21 protein-coding genes are annotated in these 24,418 nt (G+C 42.6%); 7 read left to right on the forward strand and 14 right to left on the reverse strand.

Translation table 11 applies throughout. The features are described 5' to 3' along the window. Nucleotides 1-223 precede the first annotated feature (223 nt). Nucleotides 224-1,183: an aldolase catalytic domain-containing protein gene (locus ACFWMP_RS07985; protein WP_170880320.1), complete on the reverse strand. Its 960-nt coding sequence runs from the start codon at nucleotides 1,181-1,183 to the stop codon at nucleotides 224-226. A gap of 287 nt (nucleotides 1,184-1,470) precedes the next feature. Here ACFWMP_RS07985 and ACFWMP_RS07990 point away from each other — a divergent pair, with 287 nt between their 5' ends. The 4 genes from ACFWMP_RS07990 (at nucleotide 1,471) to ACFWMP_RS08005 (ending at nucleotide 4,172) form a co-directional block, all read left to right on the forward strand. Next, the gene (locus ACFWMP_RS07990) at nucleotides 1,471-1,689 is read left to right on the forward strand and encodes a FeoA family protein (RefSeq protein WP_094869966.1); all 219 of its coding nucleotides are present in this window, start codon (nucleotides 1,471-1,473) and stop codon (nucleotides 1,687-1,689) included. Beyond that, nucleotides 1,686-3,698 carry a ferrous iron transport protein B gene (gene feoB / locus ACFWMP_RS07995; protein WP_042185744.1) on the forward strand — a complete coding sequence of 671 codons (2,013 nt, stop codon included), beginning with the start codon at nucleotides 1,686-1,688 and terminating at the stop codon, nucleotides 3,696-3,698. The genes ACFWMP_RS07990 and feoB overlap by 4 nt, the downstream gene beginning before the upstream one ends. Nucleotides 3,699-3,742: 44 nt before the next feature. Further along, the gene (locus ACFWMP_RS08000) at nucleotides 3,743-3,922 is read left to right on the forward strand and encodes a FeoB-associated Cys-rich membrane protein (RefSeq protein ID WP_379422944.1); all 180 of its coding nucleotides are present in this window, start codon (nucleotides 3,743-3,745) and stop codon (nucleotides 3,920-3,922) included. A gap of 103 nt (nucleotides 3,923-4,025) precedes the next feature. Next, the gene (locus ACFWMP_RS08005) at nucleotides 4,026-4,172 is read left to right on the forward strand and encodes a hypothetical protein (protein WP_179085847.1); all 147 of its coding nucleotides are present in this window, start codon (nucleotides 4,026-4,028) and stop codon (nucleotides 4,170-4,172) included. A 106-nt stretch (nucleotides 4,173-4,278) separates the two neighbouring features. Here ACFWMP_RS08005 and ACFWMP_RS08010 read toward each other — a convergent pair whose 3' ends face one another. The 6 genes from ACFWMP_RS08010 to ACFWMP_RS08035 all read right to left on the reverse strand — a co-directional run bounded on the left by ACFWMP_RS08010 (nucleotide 4,279) and on the right by ACFWMP_RS08035 (nucleotide 11,077). Next, a complete protein-coding gene (locus ACFWMP_RS08010; RefSeq protein WP_379422946.1) occupies nucleotides 4,279-5,784 on the reverse strand; it encodes a leucyl aminopeptidase in 1,506 nt (501 codons plus the stop codon). A 123-nt stretch (nucleotides 5,785-5,907) separates the two neighbouring features. Then, entirely contained in the window at nucleotides 5,908-7,014 is a 1,107-nt protein-coding gene (locus ACFWMP_RS08015) for an ATP-binding protein (protein WP_339245822.1), read from the reverse strand. Between the two features lie 367 nt (nucleotides 7,015-7,381). Beyond that, nucleotides 7,382-7,789 carry a hypothetical protein gene (locus ACFWMP_RS08020; protein WP_042125131.1) on the reverse strand — a complete coding sequence of 136 codons (408 nt, stop codon included), beginning with the start codon at nucleotides 7,787-7,789 and terminating at the stop codon, nucleotides 7,382-7,384. Between the two features lie 229 nt (nucleotides 7,790-8,018). Further along, the gene (locus ACFWMP_RS08025; protein ID WP_042125130.1) at nucleotides 8,019-8,558 is read right to left on the reverse strand and encodes a peroxiredoxin; all 540 of its coding nucleotides are present in this window, start codon (nucleotides 8,556-8,558) and stop codon (nucleotides 8,019-8,021) included. 161 nt (nucleotides 8,559-8,719) lie between these two features. Further along, nucleotides 8,720-9,802 (reverse strand): 3-isopropylmalate dehydrogenase, encoded by a 1,083-nt coding sequence (gene leuB / locus ACFWMP_RS08030; RefSeq protein ID WP_042125128.1) that lies wholly within the window; start codon nucleotides 9,800-9,802, stop codon nucleotides 8,720-8,722. A 207-nt stretch (nucleotides 9,803-10,009) separates the two neighbouring features. After that, the gene (locus ACFWMP_RS08035; RefSeq protein ID WP_379422950.1) at nucleotides 10,010-11,077 is read right to left on the reverse strand and encodes a hypothetical protein; all 1,068 of its coding nucleotides are present in this window, start codon (nucleotides 11,075-11,077) and stop codon (nucleotides 10,010-10,012) included. Nucleotides 11,078-11,253: 176 nt separating this feature from the next. Here ACFWMP_RS08035 and ACFWMP_RS08040 point away from each other — a divergent pair, with 176 nt between their 5' ends. Continuing rightward, complete coding sequence (locus ACFWMP_RS08040) at nucleotides 11,254-12,234, forward strand: aldo/keto reductase (protein WP_042125126.1); 981 nt, start codon at nucleotides 11,254-11,256, stop codon at nucleotides 12,232-12,234. Between the two features lie 80 nt (nucleotides 12,235-12,314). On the opposite strand, the gene ACFWMP_RS08045 is transcribed toward ACFWMP_RS08040, so the two are convergent. The 4 genes from ACFWMP_RS08045 to ACFWMP_RS08060 all read right to left on the reverse strand — a co-directional run bounded on the left by ACFWMP_RS08045 (nucleotide 12,315) and on the right by ACFWMP_RS08060 (nucleotide 15,011). Next, the gene (locus ACFWMP_RS08045) at nucleotides 12,315-13,406 is read right to left on the reverse strand and encodes a LiaI-LiaF-like domain-containing protein (RefSeq protein ID WP_042185736.1); all 1,092 of its coding nucleotides are present in this window, start codon (nucleotides 13,404-13,406) and stop codon (nucleotides 12,315-12,317) included. A gap of 17 nt (nucleotides 13,407-13,423) precedes the next feature. Then, nucleotides 13,424-13,921, reverse strand: a complete 498-nt coding sequence (locus ACFWMP_RS08050) for a hypothetical protein (protein ID WP_042185734.1) — start codon at nucleotides 13,919-13,921, stop codon at nucleotides 13,424-13,426. Between the two features lie 80 nt (nucleotides 13,922-14,001). After that, nucleotides 14,002-14,454, reverse strand: a complete 453-nt coding sequence (locus ACFWMP_RS08055) for an anti-sigma factor family protein (protein WP_042125121.1) — start codon at nucleotides 14,452-14,454, stop codon at nucleotides 14,002-14,004. Further along, entirely contained in the window at nucleotides 14,451-15,011 is a 561-nt protein-coding gene (locus ACFWMP_RS08060) for an RNA polymerase sigma factor (protein ID WP_042185733.1), read from the reverse strand. Before ACFWMP_RS08060 ends, ACFWMP_RS08055 begins: the two co-directional genes overlap by 4 nt. Nucleotides 15,012-15,135: 124 nt before the next feature. Between ACFWMP_RS08060 and ACFWMP_RS08065 the strand changes: the two genes are divergently transcribed. Beyond that, the gene (locus ACFWMP_RS08065; protein WP_339245809.1) at nucleotides 15,136-18,231 is read left to right on the forward strand and encodes a hybrid sensor histidine kinase/response regulator; all 3,096 of its coding nucleotides are present in this window, start codon (nucleotides 15,136-15,138) and stop codon (nucleotides 18,229-18,231) included. Nucleotides 18,232-18,317: 86 nt separating this feature from the next. After that, nucleotides 18,318-19,472 carry a response regulator gene (locus ACFWMP_RS08070; protein WP_379422954.1) on the forward strand — a complete coding sequence of 385 codons (1,155 nt, stop codon included), beginning with the start codon at nucleotides 18,318-18,320 and terminating at the stop codon, nucleotides 19,470-19,472. A gap of 192 nt (nucleotides 19,473-19,664) precedes the next feature. On the opposite strand, the gene ACFWMP_RS08075 is transcribed toward ACFWMP_RS08070, so the two are convergent. Genes ACFWMP_RS08075 through ACFWMP_RS08085 form a run of 3 tightly spaced genes read right to left on the reverse strand, consistent with a single transcriptional unit; the run spans nucleotide 19,665 to nucleotide 24,385 of the window. After that, nucleotides 19,665-21,413: a glycoside hydrolase family 35 protein gene (locus tag ACFWMP_RS08075; protein ID WP_379422956.1), complete on the reverse strand. Its 1,749-nt coding sequence runs from the start codon at nucleotides 21,411-21,413 to the stop codon at nucleotides 19,665-19,667. Between the two features lie 30 nt (nucleotides 21,414-21,443). After that, nucleotides 21,444-23,105: a DUF4091 domain-containing protein gene (locus tag ACFWMP_RS08080; RefSeq protein ID WP_379422958.1), complete on the reverse strand. Its 1,662-nt coding sequence runs from the start codon at nucleotides 23,103-23,105 to the stop codon at nucleotides 21,444-21,446. After that, nucleotides 23,102-24,385: a Gfo/Idh/MocA family protein gene (locus ACFWMP_RS08085; protein WP_379422960.1), complete on the reverse strand. Its 1,284-nt coding sequence runs from the start codon at nucleotides 24,383-24,385 to the stop codon at nucleotides 23,102-23,104. Before ACFWMP_RS08085 ends, ACFWMP_RS08080 begins: the two co-directional genes overlap by 4 nt. Nucleotides 24,386-24,418 lie beyond the last annotated feature (33 nt).

A 24,418-nucleotide genomic window follows, 5' to 3' on the forward strand; every position in this document is an offset into this window, starting at 1 on the left:
GAGGTCGTATTTTTATAGCGATTATTCATAAATCTTGCATAAATATAAACCATTTTCTTCTAGCAGGCAAGCAAAAATACCTTCAGCCTTCTTATTAGAACGGTAAGTATTTCAGCGAAAAATATTAGAATCATTTATCAGAGAAACTTATAGATATTTTATTTTTATTCAAAAAAAAAGCACTTCCCCCTACGAACGGGTTCAGTGCTTCTGAACAACAGGTTTATTTATCTCCGAAGTTAACCTCAGGTGTTGTAAGCTTATCATAGAAATCAACCGCTTTATCCTTATCCGCCGATGCGCGAAGCGCCATTGCTGAACGTGGATGCTCATCAAGCGTTCCAGTGATCATGTAAGGAATGATATAGCCCCACTCTTCTTTTTCACGTAAAGGAATCATCAGGCGTTCAATGATATCAATTACAGGGCGCAATGTGTAGCGTGTATTCTTCAAATGGGTCACTAGCAGCTCTGTAGGACAATTCCCCGCAGCACGTCCCATTCCATAACAGGAAGCGTCCAGCAGCTCTACACCTTTCTCAGCAGCAATCAACGTATTGGAGAACGCGAGTTGAAGATTATTGTGGGTATGTACGCCCAGGCGTTTGTTTGGCAAATGAGTTTTGAACTTCTCAACTAAGTAATTGATGTCGTTGTGATCTAGACTACCGTATGAATCCACAATGTATACCACATCAACTACACTCTCACGAATCATTTCGAAAGCTTCTAATAATTCATTCTCCATTACATTCGACAAAGCCATAATATTGATCGTTGTCTCATAGCCTAGATCATGGAAGGTTTGTACCAGCTGTAAGGCTTTCTCCACATCTTTGCTATAACAAGCTACCCGAATCAGATCCAGCATACTTTCGCTGCGAGGTAAAATATCATTCTCATCCACACGACCGATATCAACCAAAGCGGAAAGCTTCGTATGTCCCTTTTGCGGGATAACTTTACGTAAGAAGTCATCGTTCAGAAAACGCCATGGTCCAGCACCTTCTGCTCCTTTGAGCAGTTTAGGGGAGTTTTTATAACCGATTTCCATATAGTCAACACCAGCCTCATTCAAGCCGGCATACAAATTTTGCACAAATTCCACGCTGAAATCCCAGTTGTTAACGAGCCCCCCATCGCGAATGGTGCAGTCAACAATTTTACATTGATTAGTCTTCATAATTATCTCCCTTCAATTCCTGCAATCATCGTATGTGCTATTGCAATCATTATAACCTCTAGCATAGCTTTACTATGCAATTTATATCGTTCAATCATACTTTAATGAAGAATAAATTGTAAAGGTATTTCGCCTTTAGCACTTTAAAGTAATTACCATAGTAGGTCAGGGACAAATGTCACAGTATACAAACACTTAAAAATGCTACATTACAAGAAAACAGTTGAGATTGATTCTCAATCTCTTTTGGAGGGATTACAATAGCTGCTTCTACCTGCTGTTCCTTACTGCAATTACAACCTGGCGCTGCTGGAAATATTCATAAAATAGAAGGAATGAACCCCGTTCTACGCCGTCGTCTTGCTGATCTCGGAGTGTCAGAGGGTGTGAACATCCGTCTTAAAGGAAAGGGACCTTTTTGGGGACCGATTACGCTAGAATGTAACGGCCAGCTGTTCGCCATACGCCGCAAAGAAGCTTCTCTGATTGAGGTGAACGTATCTTGAGTTCTATAGCTCTTGTGGGCAATCCCAATACAGGTAAGACCTCTCTCTTCAATACATTAACGACTTCATACGAATATGTAGGTAACTGGTCAGGCGTTACGGTTGAGAAAAAGATCGGAAATCTGAAGAACGGGGCAGGCAAGCTCATTGATTTGCCCGGCATCTATTCTCTGCACCCACTCTCCCGTGATGAAGGGGTCGCAGCCCAATATCTGATAGAAGAATCCCCTGAAGCATTAATCAATATCGTGGATGCATCCCAGTTGGAACGTAATCTGCTGCTCACGCTTCAACTACTTGAGTATGGCAAGCCTACTGTACTCGGTCTTAATATGATTGATGTCGCTAATGCGCGTGGTATTCATATTAATCAAACCATTTTACAATCAAGATTGGGTGTCACCGTCCTCCCACTTATAGCAAGAACCGGTAAAGGCAGCGTACAGATGCTCAGCATCCTCGAGGAATCGTCAGCTATTCCTGCTGTAAAGTTCAAGCTGAATTATGGTGAGGTCGTCGAGCGAGCGATATCTTCTATAGAAAAGGAATTACGTTCTATAAAAGATCTGCCCAATCACCGTTGGGTCGCTCTACAGCTATTGGAGCAGAATCCAGTTATACTTCAGTTTCTGAAGTCGCGTATAGATGTTACGGGACTGCTAAATATCTGTGAGTCTTGTCAGAGTGAGCTACAAATCAAAAAACTCGCCCTGACACTCCCGCAATGGATTCGCTCGAACCGTATGGAGTATATTCGCAATATTTGTGTCGAAGTCCTTGATACGACAGCTCAGAAGCCCCATAACTTAACCGAAAGATTAGATTCGGTATTGACTCATCGATTTTGGGGACTGCCCTTATTTATTTTCTTTATGTATGCTCTCTTTAAGACAACATTTGACTGGGTTGGCGGCCCCCTATCGGATATCGTAGATGGCCTGATATCCGGCCCTATTAGTGATGGAACGAACTCACTGCTTCAGACCATTGGAGCTTCAGGCTTCACGCATGCATTGATTGTGGATGGCATCATCGGCGGTGTAGGAGGCGTACTGGTCTTTGTTCCGCAAATCTTTATTCTCTTTCTGATCATTTCCTTCCTAGAGGATTCCGGATACATGGCAAGGGTCTGCTTGTTGATGGACAGCACCATGGAACGAATGGGACTGAATGGAAAAGCATTCATTCCATTTATCATTGGTTTTGGTTGCAATGTGCCGGCCATTATGGCGGCGCGAAGCATCGAACAGCCCAAAGACCGCATGCTGACAACCCTGTTAATGCCGCTGATGTCTTGTTCTGCAAGATTACCTGTTTATGCATTATTCGCAGTTGTATTCTTCCCTGAGCAACAAGCGTTTGCCGTTCTCTCTATGTATGTTATGGGGATTGTGTTTGCCCTAATTCTTTGTAAGGTATTCTCTAAATACTTATTCAAGAATGAATCCTCCGTCTTCATCATCGAACTTCCTCCTTACCGTATGCCGCAGATCAAAACCTTATCGCGCAGCACTTGGGAGAAGGGCAAAGGGTTCCTTCGTAAAGCGGGAACGATTATTCTAGCTGGATCAGCCATTATTTGGTTCATGTCTTATGCTGGTCCTGGCGGATTTGATGTAGAAATGGATCATAGCTATCTAGCTAAATTCGGAGGCATGATTGCACCACTACTGGAACCGCTTGGTTTCGGAACGTGGCAGGCCGGCTCTACCTTGGTCCCAGGATTTTTAGCGAAAGAGGTTGTAGTGTCTACGATGAATATCATCTATCACGCACCAGATACCGCTGGATTAGAGAATCAAATTTCACAAGTCTTTACACCGCTGAGTGCAATCAGCTTTATGGCCTTTATCCTGTTATATATTCCTTGTCTGGCCACTGTAGGGGTTATCAAAAAAGAAACAGCCTCTTGGAAATGGACTTTCTTCTCTATTGGCTATTCTCTTGCTCTGGCATATATCGTATCTTTTGTTATTTTCCAAGGTGGGCGATTATTAGGCTGGTCGTAGAACTTGTAATTCGTTGATTCTCTTAATGAAAGTGGGGCACCATAATGATAAATGTTCTAATCGTCACTCTGATCTTCGGTTATTCAGGCTGGATCATCTATCGACATGTGCAAAAGGGCAAGCAAGGCGCTTGCGCTGGCTGTGATAAGGGCAAGACCTGTTCTGCAGCGTCTTTAGATTCTCCCCTCTCCTGCTGCACAACACCTGTTAATAAGAAGAAGTAGGCTTGCCTAACCGTTATATGAAAGGGTTCATAGTTTAGCTTTCATTGCTTTCGGGTATGTTTGTTATAAGCAACTACAGACTATACCTAAGGAGGTAATCACTATGAACACAAAAAAAACATTTTTCACAACAGCCGCATTGGGCGTAGCCTATTTACTGAAGAATAAGGGAACTCGCGATAAAATAATGAACAGTATTCAATCCTTTACTTCTCAATCAAAGGCTAAAAAATCCAGTGGCAATATTTAATCTTCAGCATTCTTACAAAAGCAAAGAAACCTCGCCTTAGGGAATGGTCGGTCTTCCATCCATTGTCCTAGGGCGAGGTTTCTTTTTGTTGATTATGAAGAGCTAATCATTCGCTTTCGCTGAGCAACCACTGAACCAATGTGCGAACCATGACTCCTGTACCGCCTCTAGGATTAACTCCACGTTCTTTAGAAAGAAATGCGGTTCCAGCAATATCTAGGTGTATCCACGGCAGACCTTCCGCAAACTCACCTACAAATAACCCAGCGGTAGTGGCTCCCCCGAATCTTCCTGCGGTGTTACGGATATCGGCCACTTCGCTCTTTAGCATTTCGCGGAATTCCGGGTAAACCGGAAGCTGCCATATTTTTTCACCCGAAACATTAGCTGCTGTCAGAAACTGCTCCATAAATTCCTCGTTGTTAGTAACAGCACCTGTAGCTATATCTCCTAATGTCGACAACACTGCACCTGTCAGCGTAGCGACATCAATAACTCGTTTCGCTCCCCATTCCCGGGCATAGGTCAGCGCATCCCCAAGTACAAGTCTGCCTTCTGCATCGGTATTCAATACTTCTATGGTTCTTCCGCTCATTGATGTAATGATATCCCCGGGTTTAAAGGCATTAGCAGATGGCATATTCTCAGCGGATGGAATGACCATTACGACATTAATTCGTGGACGTAATCGGCCTAATGCCTCCATAACTCCAAGCACCGCCGCTGCGCCTCCCATATCACTGATTAACTCTTCCATGCCTGGAGCTCTTTTTAAGGAAATTCCCCCCGTATCAAAAGTAATCCCTTTACCGACCAGCCCCACTACATTATCCCAGTGCCCCGTTCCCTGGTAACGGATGACGATCATTCGCGGAGGGTTTACACTTCCTTTTCCGACTGCGAGCAATCCGCCCATTCCTTTTTGCTCAATTTCCCGTTCATCCAGCACTTCGGAAGGAAATCCATAACGTTCAGCAACTTCTATAGCGGCCATAGCTAGGTCAGATGGAGTCAGCAGATTGCCGGGCATATTCGTCAAGTTCCGTGCCAGATTCGTAGCCTCACCAAAAGCCAGCCCTCTCTGCATGCCCAGATTCCAGTCACGCTCGAAAGTATCCGCTGGCTTCTTCTCGATAATAAAAATAACCGATTTTGGACCTGTATATTGAGATTCCTCCTGCTTATAGGTGGGACGACGATAGGAACCAAGTGACAACCCCTCAGACAACGTATAGGCAATAGATACGATATCCTTATCTTCTGTTAGCTCCTGAACACCTTCAGGCAACTGAAACACTAGCTGTATTGCCTTCAATCGAAGTGCTGCACGTGCTATCTGAACCGCCATTTGACGTAGGTCTTCAGTACTAAGTAATTGGTCGCCTTTTCCAACTAAAATAGCTACAGGACAACCGGATGGATAATCTAATGGCAGTACATAAGTCTGATTCAGCTTCCCACTAAAAAGACCTGACTTTCCTAATAATCGAATTCTGTCATTCCACCTCTCTGAGAGGCCTCCATGTTGGGCTTCCGACTCAGAGATGATAAGAATAAGGGCATCACCCTGTATTTCATTAATGGCACTGCCACTATTAAATTCTATATTCATTGTGTCTACCTCCATTTGTCTCCCAAAACCAACCCCCATTGTAACATAAGCAAGGCTGATCTCTGCATCTGTATTATCCGCAGGGATCAGCCTCTTAAACACTTTATATTCTAATCGAATGTACTAATGGATTAATGGCAATGAGATTACAAAATGAGTACCTTCATTAACTCTACTACTGACAGAAATGCATCCGCCATGATTTTTGATGATTCTGTCACTCACGGAAAGCCCTAGCCCTGTCCCATTCTCCTTAGTTGTAAAAAATGGACTAAATAACCTGTCCAGTGTACGGATATCCATTCCCTTTCCGTTATCAGAGATGAACATACGGACCTCAGAACCCTCTCTGTGGGCTCCAACCTCTATTTTACCCATTAGACCATCTGCTCTATCCGTAACGGCCTCCATAGCGTTTCTAATCAGGTTAAGGACTACCTGTTTCATTTGTTTCACATCTCCAGAAATCATCATATCTCCCTCCTGAAAAGGATGTAGATTGATCTGGCAACCTTTCATCAGGGCTTCACTCTCTGTAAGCAGCACTACTTCCTTGAGTAAAGCTGACACAGGAATCATCCCCACTTGAGGAACTGACGGCTTGGAGGAAGTAAGGAATTCATGAATGATATCGTTCGCACGATCGATCTCCGCCAAGATTATCTTGCCGTATTCCTGCTTCCCAAGCTGCTGTAGATGCGGGTGAAGCAATTGAATAAATCCACGAATTGCAGTTAATGGATTCCGGATTTCATGTGCAATAGATGCAGATAATTTACCTAGCATAGCCAAACTATCGTTCTGGTAAGCCGTTTGCTCAATCAACTTATAATCGGAGATTTCTTTAACTGTAAACAAATAACAACCCTTCATTTGCTCTCCACAGCATAATGTAACCTTCCAGTAACGGCCATACTCGTCTAAAAATTCATAATTTGATTTTCCTTTGTATACCATCTCTCTATAGCTTTGCAGTACTTGCTTTTTCTTAAAGCGGCTTAGTCTAACGTTAGATAATAAGTGTGATATTGTACAGCCGACAAGGGAGTGACGGGTTAATTCTAGCATCCCGTACATTTGCTTATTTACAAAACTTATAACTCCCTCTTCATCAAAAAGCATGATTCCGCTGTCAATATTCTCTAGTACATCCTCGTATGTAGTATCCACAGGCCCTGACTGATAGGTTCTTCCCGGTAATAGAAGACTTTCTTGATATTGGCTAATCACGATACGAAGTTCCCCCTTTTACTGCATTTGACGAAGACGCTAAAGCGACATCAAATTACTATGTATTTGAGTATATGACGAAGCCGCCAGAACATTCGGTAATCGTTGCACTTTTTCCAACCGGTTCAATTATATTCCAATCATATCCAAGTGAAGTAGACAACGCAATCAGAGAAACTGTCGAATGATAAAAAAATTCATAAAATGATTCCAAAGACATATAAAATATCACATCAAATTATATTTATCACTATTAGTTCGTTCAAATGATTTAAACTCTTTTAAAAGAAAATAGAAAAAGCTAAAGGCCCTCGCGGTTGCGAAGGCCTTGATAAAGAAATGGGTCAGACCCAAATTGTAAATAATCTTACGCTTTCTGTTGCAGACGAAGGCGTCTTTGACTCATCACAGCTAATCTTTTCTTCAATTCCCGTTCCCACTTCGTATCCTCAATCTGTTTGGCTACAGCAAGCAGGTCAAGCGCCATATCGATCTGACTCCGCACAATAGCTAGAGGCTCTTCACTCTCGATGTTAATGACATTCTCGAATATTGCAGTTTCGTCTTCCATGACATAGTCCTGAAAATCCACATCAGTAACACCGTCTCCATGTGCGTATTCCGCCAAGATCTCATACTCGTTTTCGACCTTATAGTGAACCTCTACACGATGACATACCGGACAAAAAAGCAGGGGAACATTATGGACTTGCGTGCGATAATGTTTAAGGGTTCCCTTTGTTCCTACCATACTCGCTCCACAGCAAAAGCTCATATTTGTTCACCCTCCTTAGAATAACTAACCCATCTGAGTTTTTATTATTGTATTACATTACCCCAATGGAGATTCCTCCACTCGAGGACATAATATAACTTTTCACGCCTATTTTCAAATCCATTTTTTATTTAAGCCTTTTTTGGTGCAAAAAACCTCCTTACAGAAAAAACTTCTGCAAGGAGGTCGAAATCAGAATATCAAAGATCAGATAATAGCAGAACAACATTTAAAGGTTTCTGTCACCTGGTTTCCAGTTCATTGGGCATAAGCCACCAGATTGCAGGGCTTGCAGGACACGAAGTGTTTCTTCTACGCTGCGACCTACATCATTGTGATTAACGACCTGATATTTCAATTCACCTTCAGGATCAATGATGAACAATCCACGCAATGCAATTCCTTCTTCTTCAATCAGAATGCCGTAGTCTTTAGCAACTTGTTTAGTAATATCAGCAGCAAGCGGGAAATTCAAACGGCCAAGACCATTCGAATCCTTAGGTGTATTGATCCATGCTTTGTGGCTGTGGATCGAATCAACACTTGCGCCAAGAATTTCTGTATCAAGCGCTTCGAACTGCGCAGCCGCTTCACTGAGAGCTGTGATTTCAGTCGGACATACAAAAGTGAAGTCCAGAGGATAAAAGAAGAATACCAGCCATTTGCCACGATAGTCGGACAGACTTACTTTACCAAAATCCTTACCATCACCTGATACGGTTTGCATAGTAAAATCTGGAGCTGGTCTACCTACTAAACGTTCAGCCATTGCCAAAATCCTCCTTTGATTATGTAAGAAACCAACCATTTCTTGTCGTGAAATGCTGGAATAATTTACATCTTGTCTACATATCAAATGGTATCATCGTACAAAATCAAAGTCAATCTTAGACAAATCCCCCTATAATCGTAATTAGAAATTAGATTATATTATGCTTTGCGGATAGCTGCAACAATCAGGTCGCCCATTTCAGATGTACTGATCGCTTTGCTCTTATCTACGGCGATATCACTTGTACGGTGTCCTGCATCCAATACTTCAGCTACTGCAGCCTCTATCGCAGCAGCCGCATCCTCATAACCAAAGGTTAAACGGTACATTAGTGCTAAGGACAGGATTGTTGCAATCGGGTTCGCAAGTCCTTGTCCGGCAATATCAGGTGCGGAGCCGTGAACGGGCTCGTAGAGACCGTAGTTACCATCGCCCATCGAAGCGGAAGCAAGCATACCGATAGAGCCTGTCAACATCGCAGCCTCGTCGCTCAGAATGTCACCAAACATGTTCTCGGTAACGATAACATCAAAGCTAGCTGGACGACGCAGCAGCTGCATTGCGCAGTTATCAACGAGTACATGCTCAACCTCTACCTCAGGATATTCTGGAGCAATCTTATTTACGACCTCACGCCATAACCGTGAAGTTTCAAGTACATTCGCTTTATCAACACTTGCCAGCTTATTGCGACGCTTGCCAGCAATCTCAAAAGCCTGACGTACAATTCGTTCCACTTCCATTACGTTATATACACAGGTATCCACTGCTTCTTCACCATGTTCACCTTGACGACGCAGTTTATCTCCAAAATAAATCCCACCAGTCAGCTCACGAACGACCATAAGATCGGTACCTTCCAGCACTTCTGGCTTCAATGTCGAAGCGTCCTTAAGGCAATCGAATACGACTGCTGGACGTAAGTTTGAGAACAATCCAAGTGCTTTGCGAATGCCAAGCAATCCGGTTTCAGGACGAAGCTCCTTAGAATTGTTATCCCACTTCGGTCCGCCTACAGCGCCCAGTAATACGGCGTCAGCACTGCGACAGATTTCCAGTGTATCTTCCGGCAGCGGTGTGCCTCTTTCGTCTATTGCAATGCCTCCAAAAAGAGCGTGCTCCGTTTCAAAAGCATAACCAAATACTTCTTCCGTTGCTTTCAATACTTTTTCTGCTTCAGCTACTACTTCAGGTCCAATACCGTCCCCTGCGATTACGGCGATTTTTTTAACCTCACTCATCTCAGTCACTCCTCAAGTGGTCTGCTCTAACAGACATAGTTCTTCTTTATATTGTTGTATCATACCCAGTCGTAAAGGACAAAGATATAGATTCTATTGAGTTGATAGGCATAGCCTATAGGATACTTATTTTGAAGGAAGATTTTCTTAAGTAATGAAAAAGCCGCCAGATATATCCCTTTGGCGACTCTGCGCTTTCATGTTTTATTAATGAATTGGATTTGCAATTACTGAAATTTCACCAGCAGAATATTCCAGGAAATAAGCAGTTTTTGTAGTTAGATTATAATTCAAAAATTTACTTTTCCCATTTTCAGGCCATTTTTGATCTTTTACGATCTGAGCGCCTTCTTGCGAAAATAACGACCAGGTTTGTTCTAATACATCCCCAACAAACACTTGATTGTTAATAAAGTCCGTCTTCCACCCCGAAAGATTACCCTCTTCTTTAAAAGCTTGCTTAATAGAGGTTACTGCGCTTCCTGTTGCAACATTCATCAAACGGAACACGTTCTGAGAATCATCTGAAACAGGACGCTTCGCGTTAGCTGGAGCAGGCTGGTAAATGTATGATGTGTATACTGCCAAATTTGCACCATTAAATTTAAGCTTAATGTCAGTATTAAAGTCTTTTAACATTTTTTCATTATGGTGAAATAAATTAATTGTTCTCACAAAGAAATCATCGCTCATTATACCTTGTGCTTGATACTTTATAGCTAAATAAGGATATCCAACAAAATCCCAACCCTGAACGTTTACACTTTCATATCCGGTATCGTTAATCTTAGCGTTAAAGCTTACACTTGGCATCTTCCAAGGATACTGATAAAGATTAAAGGAATCTCCAAATTGAACCATGATTCGTTCGTTTACTTTCCCCGTAGGAGCAACCCATTTGATTTTGTCTGCCGCACCTTTAAGCGGTATTTCTGTTTTACTAATCTGCTCTCCAGCATAGGTAAAGACCGTTTTCGTAATTGCGTTGCCATTTGATTTCTTGAGTAGCACTATTTTTTGCGGATTCTTCATCACGTTAAGGTCGAGAATCGTATGAGTATCGTTTGATAGGTTGACTACCTTATTTGTTGTTACATTTACTACGTCAGCTTTGTTAGTGCTATGATCAATGATTGCGACGAGTTCGGTACTAACATAAAGCGTATCTGTACTGTCCAAGCTTGGAGGTGACTTCGATGGATTAGCATAGGACTGATTTGTGAATACAAGCATTCCGATAATTGCTGCAAAAATAATACTGAAGCTCTTTTTCATAGTATTCCCTCCATTATGATATTTTTCCCATTGTAAATACGTTGTAAGCTAAAAAAAGTTTTTGAAAACATAAAACTACGCTATTGAGCACCAGAGAAGGACTTGGAAAATTTGCCCTTGGTTAATAAGATGTTTACAATTAAGTTGAAATCATCTACCTAAGGAGTGAATGCGAAGTGCAATATGCTAAGCTTGGCAAATCCGGTATGAAGGTCAGTCGGCTATGTCTCGGAACAATGAACTTCGGCCCACAAACAGATGAACAAGAAGCCTTCCGTATTATGGACGCTGCACTCGACGCAGGTGTTAATTTTTTTGATACCGCTAACATTTATGGTTGGGGTGAGAATTCCGGTTTAACAGAAACGATTATTGGTCGTTGGTTTAAGCAGGGTGGTGGGCGACGTGAAAAGGTCGTGTTAGCTACCAAGGTATACGGTGCAATGAGCGATAAGCTCGATGGCCCTAATGATGAGGGTGGACTATCATCTTATATTATACGCCGCCATCTAGAGGGGTCTCTGCAGCGTCTCCAGACCGATCATATTGAATTGTACCAGATGCATCACGTTGACCGTAGTGTCTCTTGGGACGAGCTGTGGGGGGCTTTTGAGCTTGCTGTAAACCAAGGAAAGATTGGTTATGTCGGCTCCAGTAACTTTGCGGGATGGGATATCGCTGTAGCCCAACAAGAAGCGAAGGCACGTGGCTTTTTAGGTTTGATTTCTGAGCAGCATAAATACAGCCTCACCTGTCGCCTTCCTGAACTTGAAGTATTACCCTCCTCTCTCCATCATGGACTAGGCGTTATTCCTTGGAGCCCACTGGATGGAGGTCTTCTTGGACGCAATGCACTTAAGAAAATAGAAGGCAGCCGCAGTGGAGGAAATGCTGAGCGCGTAGAGCAATACAAAGATCAGCTTGAGGCTTTTGCAAGCTTATGTATGGAGCTTGGGGAACCACAAGATAATGTAGCACTAGCATGGTTATTAGCCAATCCTGCTGTAACCGCACCAATTATTGGACCACGCACACTAGAGCAATTCGAGAGTGCACTGCGCAGTCTTGAGATTGTGCTAGATGAATCTGTCCTTAAACGTTTAGATGAGATCTTCCCAGGACCGGGCGGAGAAGCTCCTAAAGCTTACGCTTGGTAGGTTTCTTATAATTTGAAAAAGGGCGCTAAAGCTTCAGCAGAACCAATCGCTGAAGCCTTAACTCCCTTTATTGTTCGTACTTATTCAGCTGTGTCCACGGTTACACTTCCATTACTCGTACTTAGGTCCACAGTATAAGTTCCTTTACCAAGAATGGCAGTGCCAAAGCTGTCCCCGTCTAGATCCCAAGGGACATTCCCCTTCAGTGAGCCATTGCTAGTATCCGCTGTAATCTTCGCATCGGACACAGTTGGCAACCCCACCGTAATCTTTCCGTTACTAGACGAACATTTCCATTTTCCAGTCACTGCTGAATTAATAGTGATCTTGCCGTTGCTGCTCTTTGCCGTCAACGCTCCATCTATATTATCCAATATAATCGCACCATTAGAGCTTTTGAGCTGCGCTCCACCTTGGATGTTCTGAACAGTCAGTGAGCCATTGCTGGTATCTGCTTCAACTCCGCCAGCAACATCATGAATATTTATAACCCCATTACTAGTATCAACCACTAAGCCAGACTTTAAATCCCAGGCTTCTATTGACCCGTCACTAGTATCTACCTCAACGGCAAGGCTGCTAGGTACACTTACATTTAAATAAGGACTTTTAGTATTAAATCCAAACTGAATATTAGAGAACCAATTATGATCTGTATCAAGCTCCATAATCAGTGTATCTCCCTCAGTTTTTACTTTCCATTTCTTTTCCAACGCACTTTCGGCTTCACTTTGCGATTTTCCAGGTAGGAGTAAGCTTCCCTCATAATCCAATGAGCTTCCATCTATTCCCTCGACCTTTACTTTTCCACTTGGAAGTACGATTTTCAGCGTCGTAATATTGTCTTTCACTTCGACATTGCCGCTTAGTGGAGTTAAATGTGTATTCCCGATTAAACTGCTAAGTGAGCCGCCGGCCATTACGCTCTGTGCACTGCTTGCTCCAACCAACAGGATGATCAATAGGATTGCCCAACCGCTCACACGACTTTTGGCATCGGATTTGATAAACAATCTTAGCAACATCTCGAGTCCGAACAAGATCAACAGTGCTGGCCATAAATAACCAAGTACTTCATAGCTGATCATATTATACTGAGCCATCACAATAATGACACCAAGTGCAATGCAGCCTATAGCTGCAGTAAAACTCCCGATTTTCCATCTCCCCATAGTCAAATCCCCGTTTCTTACGCTCTCGTATTGTTTCTTAGCATCTTCAGACCGTACGCAATCAGACCCAGTGATAGCAAGATCGTACCAATGTTAATCTCAATTAACATTCTCCAAAGCGTCGGAAATGCTGAGATCACCAGCATAAGGAAACCGGCAACAACACATCCAACACCAACCCAAGCCGGATTCACATCTTCATGTGGGTAACCCGGCATAGAGGACATCCCCATCGTCCAAGGTTCTCCGAAGCTGTCAGGATGGAACATCATACGCTCATGTTCGGCTGCAGTTATTTTCATCCAAGCCGCTTTCTGCAGGGCATCAAACAATTGGTAAAACCATAGTGCAGCTAGCGCAAAAGGGAAGATCATGGGCTCAGACGGAATAAACATAATACATAAGGAAGCCCCGATCATAAACTGCAGCCCCTGCTTTTTGAAACCTAAGTACAAATGACCTACACCAGGAACCATAGCTAGCATAAAAGTGAGCCAACGTCTCTTCTTAATCATAATACATCCTCCTAAAATTTGGATAGCATAAACTTTTCAGTTTACCTGAATCCATCTATTATTTATAAATCTCTTTATGACTATTTTCTAAAACCACCAAACCATTGGGTCACCGAATTCGACACATGACCATTAATTTCAGTAATCCCATAAGCCAAATTCTCAAAAACGCCAAACTGTAACAATAAGAAGCTCAAGCAGGCAGCCACCGCATAATGCATCCAAGATGTTCTAGGAGCATAGCGACGTCTTACGCTTGTCGCTTTAACCGCTCGCTCTCTGCGTCCTGTTTCGAGCTGCTCGATATGGGCCATAACACCTGCTGCGAGATCTGGAAAGTCCATCTGTTCATGCTGATATTCACTGTCCGTTTCCATTTCTGACCAAAGAGCGGACATTTCCTTAGCTTCCTCCAGCCACTGCGCGCAATCAGGACAGGATTGTATGTGCAACCGGATACTCAGCTCCATATCTGGAGACAGTAGGCCGTCAATGTAATGTGGCATCCATTCCTTCACTATTGCACAATTCATCGCAATTCCTCCCTTTGTCTACGCATCATCTGTCTGGCACGATAAAGCTGCGATTCGATAGTCTTAACGGAAACACCTTTTTGCTCCGCTATCTCTTGATAAGAATTTCGCTGAAAATAGTACAGCTGTACGACCGACCGGTACGGTTCCGCAAGGCTGTTCACATTCTCACCCAGCTCAGCTGATTGTTCCTGCTCTAGCACCTCTTGCTCTGGTGTTTGAGATGTTACCCAATCATTCTCAGTGTAATCAGCCGCACTCCGATGCCTCCACTCCCTATCATTGGCCCGTTTCCAGTCCAGACAGGTTCGATAGGCTATCCGATAAAGCCATGTCGAGAAGGTAGATTGTCCTCTGAAGGAGGGGAGCGCTTTGTATGCTTTTATAAAAACCTCTTGGGCCATATCTTTGGCCGATTCGGCTTCTCCAGTAATCTTGACGCACACTCTGTATACCATGCCTTGATAACGTGTCACCAAATGCCCAAAGGCCTGATGCTCACCGTTCAGCACAGCAGAAATCCATTCCTTCTCTTCCAGCTTTCTCCCCTCCTTCACCTACATAACGTTAGACGCCAGCCAATTCTAATCCCCTGCAACTTTGCCGTAACTTTTTTTAAAATTTTTGAAATATTTTTGTGAAAGGAATATATTGTTTTTTGTCGAATAATGTTTAATTACTATGACTAAACGAAAACTCTTTCTAATTATCGTGCTATTTCTTACTATACTTACTGGATTTCGCTTCCTATGGGTTTGGGCATCGCCTCATGCCATACAACCACAATTAGTCAAAGGAGTTCTCGATTTACGGAATAAAGACTTAAATCAAGACAAGCTCCTTACCTTAAAAGGCCAATGGGAGTTCTATCCTAATACGCTGCTTCCCACTTTCAATAAAGAATCTCTAAACAAAGCTCCCCCTAAAAAATATATACAAGTCCCGGATCAGTGGAACGATGCCATTCATAATGGCGAAAAGTCTGCTTTAGGCTACGGCTCCTATCGGTTACGGATTCTTGTAGATAAAAACGAAAAGCAGTCTTATGGCATACTCATATCCGGGGTTCGGACTTCTTCGGAAATATATATCAATGGTGAACTACTGGGAAATTCAGGTTCTCCATCTGCCAATAAAGAAGACTATGTTGCTCGTGTATTACCTTACTCCGTAACTTTTACAACGGATAAGACTGAGATTGAAATTGTGATTCATGTAGCCAACTACTCTTTAGCTCATACAGGTGGTATTTTTAAACCCATTTTATTTGGTAACGAAAAAACCTTAACACATCAGCGGATCGTTTCCATAGGCCTTCAACTGTTATTATGTGTAGTACTTCTACTTCATGCAGTCTATGCAGCAATATTATATACCATTGGTCCACGGCAAAAGATGTTGATCTATTTTTTTCTGTTGGTAATTTCCGCTATAACTACAGTACTTATTGATGATGACAAGCTTTTGCTGCATATGCTTCCCTTAAACTACCAATGGAGCTTAAAACTATTAATCATATCTAATATTATGGCTTTTATATTCATCTTACTGACAAGCAAGCAACTAATGTTCCATAATTTAAAAATTAAAAGCGTTCGGATCCTGACCAGCTTATCCTTGGTACATATCCTTTTCATACTGCTCGGTCCCGTTGTCCACTATTACGAATCATATACGCTTCTTTTTTTCATCAATATATTCGTTCTATCATTAGAAGTTGTAGTTCTCTTTCTGAAATCTGCGCTTAAAAACAACGATGGCTCTATTTTTCTATTGCTATCTATCCTAGCCATCATTAACAGCAATCATTGGGGATTGTTCAAAAATTTCGATCTGGTTGACGTTACCTATTATCCTTTCGACCTGATTATTGCCTTTTTATGCTTTGCGACTTTTGGGTTTAAGCGCTATTTCTGGAATACTAAACAGACTGAAAATCTGGCAAAAAGCCTGCAAAGAACCGTTACGCAAAAGGATGATTTCCTAGCTAATACCTCTCACGAGCTGAAAAACCCCCTACATAGCATCATTAATATTGCTGAGACCGTCTTAGACAGTGAGAGAGACTCTTTAATGCATCAGAACGCAAGTAATCTAGAACTGCTAATTACCGTCGGAAGACGTATGTCTTTACTGATAAACGATCTTCTAGATCAATCACAGCTTCGTGAAAGCAACATTCAATTACAGTTAAGAAATGTTCCCATTCAATCCGTAGCTGTTGGCGTACTCGATATGCTCAAGTTCCTAACGGAAGGTAAGCACATTACACTAATCTCGGAGATTCCCGACTCGTTTCCTTCTATTGTGGCAGATGAGAAAAGACTCATTCAGATTTTGTTCAATCTGCTTCAAAATGCTGTGAAATATACGAGTGTAGGCTCAGTTAGGGTCCATGCGGATATTCATAAGGGTGTGGCGCGCATCCATATTACGGATACTGGCATTGGAATGAACGAGGAAACACAGCTTAGAGCCTTCCAACCCTATGAACAGGGTGACTCAAGCGTGACAGCAATAAGTGGTGGAATTGGATTGGGCTTAAGTATTTGTAAACAGTTAGTTGAACTTCACGGTGGAGAGATTAGCGTAAAATCTTCACTTGGCAAAGGCTCTACTTTTACTTTTACTATGCCTCTATCCGATTCAAACATTCAAAAATTCAATTTAGAATTCTCAACAGTGACTGAATACACGGACAAACTATCTCATATTAGGCTATCCGAATTTAACACTACATCTGCTACTTCAACGGATGGAAGAAGACCTAAGATTTTGGCTGTTGACGATGACCCGGTTAATCTGAAAATCCTTACTAGCGTACTGTCCATCAAAGACTATGAAATGGTTACGGTAACCAGTGGAATTGATGCTTTAATAAAACTGGATACTGATCAATGGGATTTAATCATTACAGATGTAATGATGCCCCAGATGTCCGGCTATGAATTAACACAGAGAATTCGTGAACGTTTTACTATAGCTGAGCTTCCTATTCTACTTCTGACCGCACGTAGCCAGCCGGAAGATATCTACACCGGATTTGTTTCGGGCGCGAACGACTATGTAATGAAACCCATGAACGCTATGGAGCTAAGAGGACGGGTACGTTCCTTAACAGACTTAAAACAGTCCGTAAGTGAACGGCTTCGTCTGGAAGCAGCATATCTTCAAGCGCAAATACAACCACATTTTTTATTCAACACATTAAATTCTATATCTGCTCTGGCATCTTTTGATACACAGCGTATGGGTCACCTTATTGATGCCTTTAGCTCTTATTTACGCTTAAGCTTTAACTTCTTGAACGCTGAGCCGATGATACCGATTGAACACGAGCTTGAGCTTGTCCGTGCCTATCTGTACATAGAGAAAGAGCGCTTTGAGGACAGGATGACCATCAACTGGGAGTTAACAGAAAATCTACATTTTCAGTTACCTCCCTTGACCATTCAGCCACTCGTTGAAAATGCCGTTAGGCATGGTATATTAAGCCGCTCCAAAGGAGGTACGCTTTCAATATCCATCAAAGAACTAGCTGATGACATCGAGATTACAATCGCTGATAATGGTAAAGGTATGACTTCCGAGCAACTTCAGCAACTGCTGAGCAGTCAGTCTAATGTAACAAGAGGGATTGGATTTCTTAATACACATAAACGCTTGTTACGTGTCTATGCTAAGGGTTTGCAAATTAAAAGCAAGGAAGGGCTAGGTACTTCAGTAAGTTTCATAATCCCTTCTGAAAAAAGAAATATGAATCACAAAAATACCTAGTCACAGACAGACTATAATAAAACGAAAAATAAAGAAGAGTTTATTGTTTTTTGCTAAAAAATACTATATTGAGTGGTGAAATAACAATGATTCAAGCAGTATTGGTGGACGATGAACGTCTTGCTCTCGTAAAGTTAGAATTCATGTTAAAAGAAATGGAAGCTGTTCATATCATCGCGTCCTATACAGATCCTGTTCAAGCTATACAAGAAGCTCCAGCCTTGGAGCCTGACGTTATTTTTATTGATATTGAAATGCCTGAAGTGAGCGGACTTCAAGCTGCCGCAATTCTGCAAGAGGTGTGTCCAAACGCTAATATCGTTTTCGTGACCGCGTATAACCAATATGCAGTGGAAGCCTTTGAGTTAAATGCGATTGATTATATTTTGAAGCCCGTGCGACATGACCGTTTATTCAAAACAGTACAACGCTTGGAGGACAGATTGAAGTTTGCACCAAAAAGCAAAGAGGTAGCACATGAACTAACGATTCGTTGTTTTCAATCGCTGCGTTTTGAACGAGGAGGACAACCTTTAAACAATCTCCGTTGGAGAACTTCTAAGGCACAAGAATTGTTTGCTTTCTTGCTTCATAATCGCAATCGATTCGTCAGTAAAGATACCCTGATTGACCTACTATGGCCAGATTTCAACCTTAAAAAGGCTTCTACCCATCTCTACACAACCATTTATCAAGTACGACAATGTTTAAAGCAGAGTGAGGTAGATCTGCATATCAGCAACGTCAGTGGCGGAGAAGGGTATACGCTTGAGACCGGGCCGCTTCTAATCGATGCAGCCCAGTGGGAGCACAACATTCTTGCACTCGAATCCATTGGAGAGGACAATTGTGCAGAACATCAAAGGTTATTTGAGCTTTATTCAGGGGATTATTTTGGAGATTACGATTATTTGTGGGCGGAGGGCGAACGACAACGTCTGCGCACCATTTGGCTACACCATGCTATGGGAATGGCCCAGTTCTATATCGACAACAACAGAGTTCCCGAAGCTGTCACTGTGTATCAAAAGGTAGTACAGCTTCAGCCCTATTTTGAACAAGGACATTTAGGATTAATGAAGGTCTACGACAGTATTGGGGAACGATCCGCAGTGGAAGAACAATACAAGAATCTGACGGAATTATTGAAAGGCGATCTAAGTATTGGTCTTCCTGCCGTTGTTCAAGATTGGTATGAACAATGGGAACTACATAACCTTAGAATACGCAGCAAGAAATAGTTTCTATTTAACAAAGACACCCGGATCTATTCGGGTGTCTTTGTTGTTACGATATATTAATTGCTGCGTTTGAAACAGCTAGTTAAACGAAGCTAGCGAATTACGCAAGATTGAACAAACTTGTCCGAAGCAAATTCAGACATGGTTCAATAAGCCGCAATTCTAACATGTTGTTGGCAGAGCTATGCCCTATTATCCTAGTTCCGGTTGATCTACGAACGTAACAGCGGTATCTGAAGTGCTGTGCAATTCAAAGATGACAATCTCATTGTTGCCTTGTTTCAATAGAGGACCTGGCACATACATTGTTTTCTGTGGTCCGATATTCCAATAGCGTCCAAGGTTGAACCCATTAATGAACACGACGCCTTTAGTCCATCCTTCCATGCTCAAGAACGTATCACAAGGTTCATCCACAACCAAGGTGCTGCGGAAGAAACTAGGTTCCACTTGCCTGAATAAACCTTCAAACTGCAGACCAGATAAATCCGTTAATGGCAACGTATAAGTCGTCCATTCCGACAGAAACTGCCGTCCATAACGTACCCCTTCAGTAATCCCTTTACAATCTCTCATAAAAGGACCATAGTTGACGCGTCCTAAATTCTCCACAAGTATACTAACATGCAGCCCTTCGGCCGGAACCTCGAACTCTAATTTCACCTCTGGCTCTACACGATCTAAGGTTGCAGTGAGCTCTCCATTCAGAAAGACTAATGCACGATCATGTAAATCCTGGATGAAGAACTCATCTTTAGGACGAGGTCCTGTAAGGAACGTACTATAATGAATAAAGCCATAATCCTGACCCAATTTCTCCATCGGTTCAGGGTATGCAGAGTGAATAGGTGCAGAAATACGATTCAAGTTTGCGGTAAGTGAAGTCTGCTCCTTCATCTCTACTCTCCCATATGCTCTCTTAGCGACAGGAGCTGGTAACTCAATGGGTCCGAGATCTACATATTTGGAGATCACTTCACGAACTGCATAATATTTAGCTGTCGGCTCACCGGATTCACTCAGTAAGGAATCATAGTCATAACTAGTAATTGTTGGTTCATAGCTGTCAAACGTATGTCCATTCGCTCCGTTGTAGAACCCAAAGTTAGTTCCGCCATGGAACATATAGAAATTAACGGATGCGCCTAAACTAAGTATCTCATCCAATACCTTCGCTACATCCTCAGCCGGACGCGTATGATGCTCCTCACGCCAATGATCAAACCAACCGTTCCAGTATTCCATACACATGATTGGAGCCTCTGGTTGGTATTCACGGAGCTTGTTGAATGCTTCTACTGGACGTGATCCAAAGTTCACCGTCTCTAGCACACCTGGGACCATACCTCCCTGTAACATCGCGTCTTCAGGTCCATCGGAAGTGAATAGTAGTACATCTATCCCACGGGAAATCATGCTGTCTTTTAAATGAGTCAAATAGCGCTTGTCATTGCCGTAACTTCCGTACTCATTCTCAATCTGCATAGCAATGATCGGGCCACCATTTGTACATAACAGTGGTTGTAATTTGGGGAGCAATACATCATAATACGCATCTACATGATCTAGAAATGGCTTATGGTAGCATCGAAGACGCATATCCGAATCAGCTAGCAACCAAGATGGCAGTCCACCAAATTCCCATTCTGCACAAATATAAGGTGCGGGACGAACGATGACATGCAGACCCAAATCTCCTGCCAATTCAATAAACCGGACTACATCTGCCATACCTTCAAAATTATGTTGGCCTTTCTTCGGCTCGTGTAAATTCCATGCCACATAGGTTTCAACCGTATTGAAGCCGCAAGCTTTTAATTTGATAAGACGGTCTTCCCAATGTTCCGGCAGAGTCCGAAAATAATGGATGGCCCCTGAGATAAGCCGTATCGCCTGATCGTTATAATAAAAGGAAGATCCTGAATAATGAAAAGTTGCCATATTCTCAACACCTCGTAATGGTATGATCACTTAAGTAGAATAACTTGCTATCGCTTGATTGATCCGCTCTCTTGCCTCTAAGAGCCATGTTCCCTGATCCCTCGGGTATACAGAGAAGGTCAACGATGTACTCAGACCCTCTTCCATAATTGCTATCGTTGCTTTCTTGCCAATTTTCTGCTCAAGTAATTCTAGTGCGCGCAAATCCTGCAACCCTTCATATAGAACTTCCAGTCGAATGGATTCAATCGGGCCTTCTTCTCCCGGATAGACCAAGTAGGCATCTCCTGAGGGAAATGCATGCTCAGCGTCAGTCGTACGATAAGGGTCCAGCTGCTGATTCAATGAATATTGCGAGTACCAGAAGTTATAACCCCAATGCAAGAAGCCCTGTAATCCGAATTTATACAATTGAAACCCGATTATACGATTTCTAGCAGACGGCATGTTGAAAAACCGGTTGGATACTTGTTCACCTTGCGCGCAGCAATAGTACGTCCAAAGGTCTGGAACCTGATGTTCTAAGAACGGTTCAATATGCGTATTCGCAGGAATCGGCCTTTTCACCAGGCCCTGTTCATACAACTCCAATTCGGACAAAGCGTCCATGATCGGATAACTTGATAAATGTTTATAAATGATCTCACTTGCAGCTCGGTACGATTCCAAATGTTCCTCTCCTGGTTCATCTGAAATATGGAACCAGCTTTGCTGGTCTATTCCCTGCTCTTTCAAATATTGATCTAAGCAAGGTAAAAATTGATCCAAGAAACTACGGTATTCCGCTGAGGATGCGTCCGTATCCCAGCCGAATAGTTGCTGTTCTTCACCTTGAATGGTTACCATTATTTTTGGTGCACATTTTGCACCCCATTGAGTAAATAAATGAGAGAACTCAAAGTATTTGAAGCCAAGTCGGCGGCACATCGATACCCAACGAGTAAGCAGATCAAATCCGAATTCATAACGATCTCCCGCTTTAGTCACGGAAATCAATTGAACGGTTGGACGTACTCCACCAATGGCTGTATCCAAAGGCGGTGTAAACAACGGAGTTAAGATCATGTTCATGCCATGCTTAACCATCGTATCTGCATAACGTTCTATAAGGGCCCAATGCGCTTCACTAAATACTTCGACACCATACTTTGTAGCAAGACAATCCACATGGAACCATTCCGTATGAATTAACTGTTGCGGCGGTAGTGTTGCAGGGATGACGGTTAACTCGAATACATCCGATTCACCTAATATCTGCCCTTCAGATGATTTGAAGAGGACCTGAATAGAGCGAAGCTCCGTACTCATTGTTTCATCCAAGGTTATCGCCACCCATAAAGATCGCCATTGTCCCGGGATCGATGAAATAGATTGTTGATCCAGCGTATACAATGGATCTGGATATAATCCCGGCGTAGTTCTTAGCACATCGTCATCATGATTTTTGAAACAAGGCATTTCTGAGGGAACAAGTCCAACGGATCTTATACATATTAGATCTGGAAGAGATGACTTTATCTCTACTTCAATATTCTTTAAAAGTGTATCTGAGGTATAAGCGACTTGGAACGAAAATGTTTCCCCGACAAGTGCGGTTGCACTGTGATAGGGTTCATGATTCGGCACTTCATCAGCAAATACCTTAACCAACGAACTTAATAACATCGTCTGAAATGGCTGCGGAGCATTCATCGTTGCTTCACCTCTTCATCATTACAGACACTTTGTGCAAATTCTCTCAGAACAATACTGTTACCCTCAATGCGAGATTGCTCCGCTGCAAAAGCCATAAGGTGACTTTGAACGGAATGATTTGCTGATGTAAGACCTTGAATCTTTCCTTCCGCTCGAACCAGCTTAACAAAATCTTTGATTAACCCCATATCGCCGCCGCCATGACCAACATGACCACCTGCATTCTCGAACGAGATTCTCTCTACCTTACCGCTGCCAAAATGGATCACTTCAATTTCATTCTTCTCCATCGCACCGCGAATTTCTCCCGTGGTACCCATCAGCTTGAGGGTACGACTTACATCTTTGGTAAACGCACTCATTGTAAAAGCTATAGTTACGGAATTAGCAAATTCTAGATTTACCACTTGATGGTCGACGACATCATTATCACAATGATAGACACATCGTCCATAAGGTCCTTCCTGAAGAGCATTCAGTCGGGCTTCATAGCTTGGATCATCGCTAATTGCCGATGTAGGCCAATCCGTATCCTCCGTCAAATATTGATTAGGAGCATAATAGAGACATTTATCTGCTGCTGGGCATCCATCTGTGCAACGTAGCGGGGCTCCTTCCGGTGCTTCACTAGATTTGAAATGGGACAGTGAGCCGAAGGAAGACACTCGAACACATTCTGAATCTGTCAACCAGGAAAGAATGTCCAGATCATGACAGGACTTAGCGAGAATCATCGGACTGGACTCATCCTTTTTGCGCCAATTCCCTCTTACGAAGCTATGAGCTTGATGCCAGTAACCCACGTTCTCATTATGTTGAATGGACATCAATTGTCCGATCGCACCACTTTCCAGCAGTTCCTTGATCGTAGAGAAGAAATTGGTATATCTCAATACATGGCATATCGAGAAGACACGATTCACTTTAGAGGCCATTTCCCCCATAAGCACACATTCCTTGGCATCAGGGGACATCGGTTTTTCTAATAGTACATGATACCCTGCCTCCAGTGCTTTCATTGTTGGTACATAATGCTGATTGTCTTGGGTACAGATAAATACCGCATCTGCTACTTTCGGGGAGGCAAAAAAATCATCCCAATGAGTAAAGCACATATCATCAGCCAGCTTATGTCTTGCCTTAAATTTATTTCTCCGCTTCGCATTCGGCTCTGCAACAGCTACAACTTGAAGCTCATCGGGGTGCTGAATCGCATATTCTGAATAATTAATTCCTCGCAGGCCCGCTCCAATTAAAGCAACAGTAACTTTCTTCATCGCAATCTGCTCCTTCATATGAGACTTTTACAC

Source organism: Paenibacillus sp. NPDC058367, assembly GCF_042723305.1.
Classification (GTDB): Bacteria; Bacillota; Bacilli; order Paenibacillales; family Paenibacillaceae; genus Paenibacillus_AQ.

What these genes read in the sequence shown, in the direction of transcription:
- ACFWMP_RS07985 (WP_170880320.1), bottom strand. Translation starts at nt 1,183, where the DNA reads ATGAAGACTAATCAATGTAAAATTGTTGACTGCACCATTCGCGATGGG.
- ACFWMP_RS08000 (WP_379422944.1), top strand. Translation starts at nt 3,743, where the DNA reads ATGATAAATGTTCTAATCGTCACTCTGATCTTCGGTTATTCAGGCTGG.
- ACFWMP_RS08005 (WP_179085847.1), top strand. Translation starts at nt 4,026, where the DNA reads ATGAACACAAAAAAAACATTTTTCACAACAGCCGCATTGGGCGTAGCC.
- ACFWMP_RS08010 (WP_379422946.1), bottom strand. Translation starts at nt 5,784, where the DNA reads ATGAATATAGAATTTAATAGTGGCAGTGCCATTAATGAAATACAGGGT.
- ACFWMP_RS08020 (WP_042125131.1), bottom strand. Translation starts at nt 7,789, where the DNA reads ATGAGCTTTTGCTGTGGAGCGAGTATGGTAGGAACAAAGGGAACCCTT.
- ACFWMP_RS08025 (WP_042125130.1), bottom strand. Translation starts at nt 8,558, where the DNA reads ATGGCTGAACGTTTAGTAGGTAGACCAGCTCCAGATTTTACTATGCAA.
- leuB (WP_042125128.1), bottom strand. Translation starts at nt 9,802, where the DNA reads ATGAGTGAGGTTAAAAAAATCGCCGTAATCGCAGGGGACGGTATTGGA.
- ACFWMP_RS08035 (WP_379422950.1), bottom strand. Translation starts at nt 11,077, where the DNA reads ATGAAAAAGAGCTTCAGTATTATTTTTGCAGCAATTATCGGAATGCTT.
- ACFWMP_RS08045 (WP_042185736.1), bottom strand. Translation starts at nt 13,406, where the DNA reads ATGGGGAGATGGAAAATCGGGAGTTTTACTGCAGCTATAGGCTGCATT.
- ACFWMP_RS08050 (WP_042185734.1), bottom strand. Translation starts at nt 13,921, where the DNA reads ATGATTAAGAAGAGACGTTGGCTCACTTTTATGCTAGCTATGGTTCCT.
- ACFWMP_RS08055 (WP_042125121.1), bottom strand. Translation starts at nt 14,454, where the DNA reads ATGAATTGTGCAATAGTGAAGGAATGGATGCCACATTACATTGACGGC.
- ACFWMP_RS08065 (WP_339245809.1), top strand. Translation starts at nt 15,136, where the DNA reads ATGACTAAACGAAAACTCTTTCTAATTATCGTGCTATTTCTTACTATA.
- ACFWMP_RS08070 (WP_379422954.1), top strand. Translation starts at nt 18,318, where the DNA reads ATGATTCAAGCAGTATTGGTGGACGATGAACGTCTTGCTCTCGTAAAG.
- ACFWMP_RS08075 (WP_379422956.1), bottom strand. Translation starts at nt 21,413, where the DNA reads ATGGCAACTTTTCATTATTCAGGATCTTCCTTTTATTATAACGATCAG.
- ACFWMP_RS08080 (WP_379422958.1), bottom strand. Translation starts at nt 23,105, where the DNA reads ATGAATGCTCCGCAGCCATTTCAGACGATGTTATTAAGTTCGTTGGTT.
- ACFWMP_RS08085 (WP_379422960.1), bottom strand. Translation starts at nt 24,385, where the DNA reads ATGAAGAAAGTTACTGTTGCTTTAATTGGAGCGGGCCTGCGAGGAATT.